Source organism: Paenibacillus sp. P4_A7, from assembly GCF_056402455.1.
Genome location: NZ_JBFUHJ010000385.1, coordinates 1 through 5,459, shown reverse-complemented (window position 1 = coordinate 5,459; position 5,459 = coordinate 1). Strand labels below are relative to the sequence as shown.

Here is a 5,459-nt window from a genome sequence, read left to right as displayed (position 1 = left end):
GTGTAACGAAGGCGCCGCTCGGTACGTTAGGCGGCATCATCCCAGCTCCAGCTTGCATCATACCGGACGGCATCATCCCAGCTCCAGCTTGCATCATGCCAGTCGGCATCATCCCTTTTGGCATAGTAGAAGCAGGCATCACCGAATTTGGCATCATGGAGTTAGGCATCATTGAACTAGGCATTACCGCATTTGGCATAACCTGAGCTGGCAAAGTGGTCGGGAAATTTTGCTGAGAATAGCTGCCATAACCACCATATTGAGGACCCATGTTTGCTGGACTTACCTGATTTTTGTAACCATAACCGTTAGACATTCTGTTATTCCTCGCTTTCGCATGTTAGAAAAAATGTAGTTTTAATAAACAGCTGGACAGTCGCCGGGAGTTGGAACAAAGAAGCAATGTGCCTTGTAGCGTCCACTATTTGCCTGATCATACCATGTACTCGGGCAGTCGCCCGCTGGACGGAAAAACCAAAGCGCATTTGAAGCGGGGTGCTGACGTTCGCCGTTAATGACGCGTTCTGCCAAGCGAATATCTTTATCGCGAGCAGACTGATAAAAGTAACCCTTTTGCGTCGCTTCGAAACCGCCAGGACTTTGGTATACCATATCTGGGATGGAGCGAATGTTTCTAAAATCCATACAATTGCCGCGAACACGATTTACGCCGACATTACCAACCATAAGCATTCCGAGCTCACCTTCACCCTCGGCTTCAGCACGCATGAGCCGAGCAAGCATTTTGGTGTTCTCGGAGTTTGTTTTAATGACTGCCATAAATGGGGTGGTTCACTTCCCTTCTTAGACTATTTCACAATTTAAGGCACGGAAAGTTATAGGCTTCTAACTACATTGTTATTGTATTGAATGTCTGCCCATTTGGTTACAAACGATTTGTCACAATTTGCGTGGCAATATGATGAACAAAAAGGATGTACGTTGTCATTGCATCCTTTTTTCGGTATGATTAAGAACGGTTCATCAATGAAAGATAGACGCAAATGCGTCTTGTCGTATAACTCGGGAGGCTCGCTTCGTGCTGAAAGACTTAATTGATTTAACAAAACCAGGGCTTCTTCGGCTAAATATGTTCGCCGCATTAGGTGGTTTCTGGGTTGCTTCCAAATGGGATATCGATTTTATCCTTCTCATATTGGTGCTTGTTGGCTCTACACTTATAATTGCGTCCGCAACAGTTACGAATAACTATTGGGATCGTGAGCTTGACTTGAAGATGGAGCGCACGAAAAACCGCGCTTTGCCAACTGGTCGAATGAAGCCAGGAGCGGTACTCGCTTATGGTATTATTTTGGGGATTGTAGGCTTGGGTGTTTTATTTTCCATTCATCCATTAACTGGATGGCTAGGACTGTTAGGATGGTCTGTATACATTGTTATTTATACGATGTGGCTGAAGAGATCATCAACCTGGAGCACGTCCATAGGCGGAATTTCCGGTGCTATGCCGCCTGTAATCGGCTATTGTGCAGTAACTAATGAAATAGACGCTGGTGCTTGGTTATTGTTTGCTTTGCTGTTCTTATGGCAGCCTGCCCATTTCTGGTCACTCGCCATTCGTCGCGTTGAAGAATATCGGGCTGCGGGTTATCCGCTGCTGCCTGTTGTGAAAGGCATTAAACGGACAAAGCTGCAGATGATCCCATATGTTGTTTTACTTCTTCCTGTTGTGGTTTTAATGTACACGTATGGATATTCGGGTATCTACTTCTTGATCATTTCTGTAATTGGAGGAATAGTGTGGCTGGTTCACACTTTGAAGGGAACCTCCGCTCCAGATACTGAGAAATGGGCGAAGACAAACTTCCTTATTTCTGTGAACTATTTAATGGTTGTATTTCTAGCCATGATTCTTAACACGCCATTTTCATAATAGGTTTGATCCTATATATCTTTCATCATTTTAAGGAGTGAATGTAGTGGGCTTCGCAAAAAAGCATAGTTTTAAAATTGCGGTATTAGCGCTTTGCGCTGTTATGGGTATTTATTTATTTTTTACTTATGTAATGGAGCCAAAGCAGCCGCTCCCGAAACTAGGTGCAGCTCCTGCATTCGAGCTAGCTGATATTGATGGGAAACAAGTATCGCTTGCATCTACTAATGGCAAAGCTCGAATTGTATATTTTTATTTTGCTAATTGCCCGGACGTGTGTCCTCCGACTACCTTCCTGCTTTCGCAGGTACAGGATCAGTTGAAAGAGGAAGGTAAGCTAGGCAAGAAAGCCGAGCTCATATCTATAACCTTTGACCCAGAGCGTGACACAAATGAAGTTATTCGTAAATTTGCGAACAAAGTAGAGGCTAGCTTTGATAGCTGGCATTTCCTCCGGGGTGAGGAAGCAGCTACAGCGGAGTTAGCACGAGGTTTTGGTCTAATGGTTCAAAAGGCTCCTGATGGCTCATTCATACATTCAAACGTCATTACAATTGTGGACAAAGATGGACAAATTCGTAAACAATTTAATGGCAGCGCAGAGGACTTAACGGCCGATCAGATTGTAAAGGAACTAAACAAGCTTCTTTAAAATTCATCTTTACTCCATAATGAAGCGGGACTCTGCGAAGGATAAATAATCTGCGCATCGAGACCCGCTTTTTCTAGTTGTGTGACCAAATAATCCTCTGGTGTATGCTCCACACCAGAATAGCCTTTTCTTGTATATATATGCTCGGCGTCAGGGAAGCTATCGCGAAGCAGGCTGCGAATTCGTTTTCCTGACGAATCGTTATCCGTAAATATGTATACCTGTTTTTGTCCGACTTGCAAGCGCAGCTTCTCAAGCTGTTCAGAGCCCGGCGTTCCGAATGTGCAGTAAATGGGGACTTCAGCTTGCAAAACGCGTCGCAGGCGGCTTTTATCATTTTTTCCTTCTACAATTATGGCAAGGTCCATGGTGTCACCTCCGTTTGTTTGAGCTCGTTCTATTTTACCACCAAATTTTATTTTTACCGATACAAAAAACGGCATGCGTGATGCATGCCGTTTTTTTGTATCGATTGATTAAATTAGCGCATACAAGAGCAAGCGATAATTACAAGTAATATAAACAGCACAAGGATCGTGCCAGTGTTTGTGAAGCCGTTATATCCAGAGCCTTTGTTGCTTACGTGCTCTACTTTTCCAGACATGTCAGGAGTCACCCCTCTTCCTATTCGCAAGCTGATGTTCCAGATGCTTAATGTCATTACTGGTCATCTGCCATACGCTATTGTATGTACAGATGCGGCGATAGCCCTGTGCTTCTACCCAAGTCACGAAAAATGGGTGCGAGAAGGCAGTGACCGAGAAATATGGAACGGAAGTACGGTAACTGCAATCATAAGCCCGATAAAGGCGAGATAATAGGGTGATATATGATCTCTCAGCTGGCCTGCTGCCATAGGTCCAATGAAAGCTCCGATTGAGAAAGCGATCGATAAGACGGAGAACGTCCTCCCATAGCGGGCACCGCCGCTAAGCTCAATCAACAGCGTAGATAAGGCTGGCAGGATGATGCCCTTGGCCATACCAACAAAAAGCAGCATAACCGCAAAAGGAGCAGGAGCACCTGCTGCGATGCAAAAGTATACGATAGCCAAAAGAAGTGAGCCCCATAAAGTACGTCCAAATGCGGATACACGGTTTAAGAAAAGCATGCTTAGCGTAACGAGTGCGCCGATACTTACAACGGAAAACAGTAATCCAGTTGTTAGCATGGCTTCCTGCGTTTTGGCAAGCAGCGGGAGCTCGAAAGATAATATGCCTTGAGCACAACTGATAGCTGCCGGCAGCAGAAAAATAAGCCATGGTATAGGAGTCGCCGGTTCAAGCGGCAGCTTAGGTTTGTTTTTGGTAAGAGCCGCGGCATCGTCTTCTGACAGCTCGGGTTTTAAGTGAATATCCTTAATGAAGAAGAGTGCACATATTGCCGTTACAATTAATACCCAGCCTAGCAAGCTAAATGCGGTTGTAAATCCAATCTTAGCAACCAGATAGGCTCCAGCAGCCGGAGAGACAACAGACGCTAGCGTATGAACAAGCCCGTTGCCGGCCATCAGTTTACCTTGCTCTGTTCGGTCACTTGTAATACGAGCGAGCAAGGATAGACACGCTGGAGATAGGAAGGCAAGTACAAACCCGCTGATGGAGCGTAGAATAAGCAGTTCCCAAGGATTGGTTACATGTGATTGGAAGAGAAGGACAATACCTGCTGCCAATAAACTGAATACGATAAAAAACCTGCTGCCATATCGATCCACACCAAATCCGGCAATAAGATTGCCTGGTAAATGTGTGATAGAGTACATACCCATCATGAGACCGATAAAGGAAGGGGCTGCGCCAATAGAGATAGCAAAGGGAGTTAAAATAGGATATTGAGCATGCAAATCGAAAAAAGCGATGAACAAAAATAAGTAAAGCCATATAGCAGTTTTCACAGGGCTGTTCCTCCTTGCGTAATTCCTTCATAACTACTTGTACGTTAAAGTTGGACAGGATATGTCTGTTTAAAAGAGGGCCAAGCGTTTACGCCCTTTAACTGGTAGGTTATAATATTTTGTAATGGGAATTCGCACGAGTTATAATGGAGGGGATTGTATTGGATTTTTTGGATTTTTCGACGTATGACGTAGACACATGGATGGCCTTTTTCAAAGAGCATTGGCTTGTATTAGTAATTGCACTAGTCGTACTATTTCTCATTGTCCGCATCGTAAAGACTGTCGTTAAATGGGCGCTCGTTGCTGTAATTGTATTAAGTATCGTTGTGTACAGCGGCTACAGCATGGATGACTTGAAAGAGATTGGCACCAAGGTAGCAGGAACAGTGAAGCAGGAAGCTGTAAGCGCCATGGTAGGCGAAGCAAAGGATGCTACTTTCGAGACGAATAGTGATGGTACATTTACGGTGAAAACAAATAATGTAACGCTTATTGGCGAACCAGGCGTGAACGAGGTGACTGTCTCGTTCCGTGGAGCTCCTCTCGGCAAATGGGAGCTTGACAGCACGATACAAACCTTCATCGATCAAGCAAAGAAGAACGGGTAATCGAAATGAATAATTGGGATCAACTATTTCGCGAGCCGGAACCAGTTTCAATTATTGTTCTTTTGCTGCTGTTTGGCTCGCTTGTGCAAGGGATGAGGAGAGGCGCATCGGGTTCTGCGAGGCGTCTTTTCTTTTTTATTTGGGAAGGCGTTGTAATCATTGTTTGCTTATTGCTAGCGGGTCAGTTGGCCAATCGTTTATCGCCTGTGATCGCTGAGTGGCTTATAAGGACCGTAAACCTGCCGATGCGTGAGCTAGGCTCATTCGAGCAAGCGTGGTTTACACTACTGACGAGTATACGTGACTTTGCACTTCTTCGGTACGGAGTCATATTCCTTATGAGCTATTTACTCCTGCGGGCACTGGCGGCATTGATTGAACCGTTGTTAGAGAGGCTTATTGCTGGTG

At 44.9% G+C, this 5,459-nt stretch carries 8 protein-coding genes and 1 pseudogene; 4 read left to right on the top strand and 5 right to left on the bottom strand.

The window, feature by feature from the left end; translation table 11 throughout:
- The coding region (locus AC1DWN_RS26890) for a hypothetical protein (RefSeq protein ID WP_477561960.1) at positions 1-316 on the bottom strand (316 nt) is incomplete at its 3' end.
- Positions 317-357: 41 nt separating this feature from the next.
- A complete protein-coding gene (locus AC1DWN_RS26885; RefSeq protein ID WP_477561959.1) occupies positions 358-780 on the bottom strand; it encodes a cell wall hydrolase in 423 nt (140 codons plus the stop codon).
- A 238-nt stretch (positions 781-1,018) separates the two neighbouring features.
- Here AC1DWN_RS26885 and cyoE point away from each other — a divergent pair, with 238 nt between their 5' ends.
- The gene (gene cyoE / locus AC1DWN_RS26880) at positions 1,019-1,894 is read left to right on the top strand and encodes a heme o synthase (protein WP_477561961.1); all 876 of its coding nucleotides are present in this window, start codon (positions 1,019-1,021) and stop codon (positions 1,892-1,894) included.
- 46 nt (positions 1,895-1,940) lie between these two features.
- A complete protein-coding gene (locus AC1DWN_RS26875; protein WP_477561958.1) occupies positions 1,941-2,546 on the top strand; it encodes an SCO family protein in 606 nt (201 codons plus the stop codon).
- Here AC1DWN_RS26875 and AC1DWN_RS26870 read toward each other — a convergent pair.
- From AC1DWN_RS26870 to AC1DWN_RS26860, 3 genes are all read right to left on the bottom strand, one after another.
- Positions 2,543-2,914 (bottom strand): ribonuclease M5, encoded by a 372-nt coding sequence (locus AC1DWN_RS26870; RefSeq protein ID WP_477561957.1) that lies wholly within the window; start codon positions 2,912-2,914, stop codon positions 2,543-2,545. The two genes, AC1DWN_RS26875 and AC1DWN_RS26870, sit on opposite strands and share 4 nt — an antisense overlap.
- 113 nt (positions 2,915-3,027) lie before the next feature.
- Positions 3,028-3,150 (bottom strand): sporulation protein YjcZ, encoded by a 123-nt coding sequence (yjcZ, locus tag AC1DWN_RS26865; protein ID WP_477561956.1) that lies wholly within the window; start codon positions 3,148-3,150, stop codon positions 3,028-3,030.
- Positions 3,151-3,273: 123 nt separating this feature from the next.
- Positions 3,274-4,440 carry an MFS transporter gene (locus AC1DWN_RS26860; RefSeq protein WP_477561955.1) on the bottom strand — a complete coding sequence of 389 codons (1,167 nt, stop codon included), beginning with the start codon at positions 4,438-4,440 and terminating at the stop codon, positions 3,274-3,276.
- 161 nt (positions 4,441-4,601) lie between these two features.
- Between AC1DWN_RS26860 and AC1DWN_RS26855 the strand changes: the two genes are divergently transcribed.
- Entirely contained in the window at positions 4,602-5,051 is a 450-nt protein-coding gene (locus tag AC1DWN_RS26855; RefSeq protein WP_477561954.1) for a hypothetical protein, read from the top strand.
- 5 nt (positions 5,052-5,056) lie between these two features.
- Positions 5,057-5,459 (top strand): annotated as a pseudogene (locus AC1DWN_RS26850) (transglutaminase domain-containing protein); the annotation flags it as partial.

Bases quoted from the DNA above. Each gene is read 5' to 3' on its own strand.
- AC1DWN_RS26885 (WP_477561959.1), bottom strand. From the start codon at position 780: ATGGCAGTCATTAAAACAAACTCCGAGAACACCAAAATGCTTGCTCGG.
- AC1DWN_RS26870 (WP_477561957.1), bottom strand. From the start codon at position 2,914: ATGGACCTTGCCATAATTGTAGAAGGAAAAAATGATAAAAGCCGCCTG.
- yjcZ (WP_477561956.1), bottom strand. From the start codon at position 3,150: ATGTCTGGAAAAGTAGAGCACGTAAGCAACAAAGGCTCTGGATATAAC.